This is a genomic window from Betaproteobacteria bacterium (assembly GCA_009377585.1).
GTDB lineage: Bacteria > Pseudomonadota > Gammaproteobacteria > Burkholderiales > WYBJ01 > WYBJ01.
In genome coordinates, this window is the sequence record WHTS01000060.1 from 6,893 (window position 1) to 7,708 (window position 816).

General features: G+C 64.2%; 1 protein-coding gene and 1 pseudogene (both only partly in view). Both read left to right on the forward strand.

Annotated elements, in window-relative coordinates:
• On the forward strand, positions 1-150 hold the end of the coding sequence (locus GEV05_18210; GenBank protein ID MPZ45287.1) for a nitronate monooxygenase. The gene continues 984 nt to the left of window position 1, outside the view; the window shows 150 of its 1,134 coding nt (coding positions 985-1,134); the start codon falls outside the window, past its left edge; it ends in the stop codon at positions 148-150.
• Positions 151-363: 213 nt separating this feature from the next.
• A pseudogene (locus GEV05_18215) lies at positions 364-816 on the forward strand (hypothetical protein) (it continues 339 nt past the right edge of the window).

Consider the following 816-nt stretch of genomic DNA (forward strand, 5'->3'; position numbering starts at 1 on the left):
AGGCGCGCCGAGGCAGACCTCGCCGACAGCATTGCTTACCCGCGCACGGCACTCATCAAGGCGGCGATACCGGGCACAGCAGGGATACTTCTTGATCGTGACGCCCGGCCGCTCGAGGAAGTACGGGATCCGAGTAGAGCTCACCCATGAGAGCGAACGAGCAGAGCTGAGCGGTTCAGAGATGAACAAATCAGTCGGGTGCTGGGGAAGCCCCAGGCCGGCTCACATTGGCTGTCGGTCGCGGCGCTATGTCCATCGTATGCGAGCCCGACGTAGAATGGTTCAGATCCGTCCTGCCCTGCAGGTCGATGCGTGCGGCGGGCGACACCCCGTTTTGTTGCGAGCTGGACGAGGAGATCCTCGATGAGCGCAAGCAGAGGCAGGTCGCCGGCTGCATGGTTCGCAGGGCTCGTTGCGTGCGCCCTTGCGGCCACGGCCGTTCATGTACATGCGCAGACCCCTTCCGACTATCCCGCGAAGACGATCCACCTCGTGATCGTTTATGCGCCGGGCGGCGGCCTCGATATCGTCGGTCGCGTGGTTGCCGACCGACTCGGGCGCAATGTTGGGCGCAACGTAGTGGTCGAGAATCGTCCCGGCGCCGGCGGCAACATCGGCACGGCCTCCCTGGTCAAGGCGCCGGCCGACGGCTACACCTTGCTCGAAACCACCAACAGCTACAACATCAATGCCTTCATCTACAAGAACCCGGGCTACGACGCGCGCAAGGACTTCACACCCGTGGTGCAGCTCACCGCGGCGCCATCGGTGATCATCGCGCACCCGCGCACGCCCTACCGGACGGTGAACGATCTG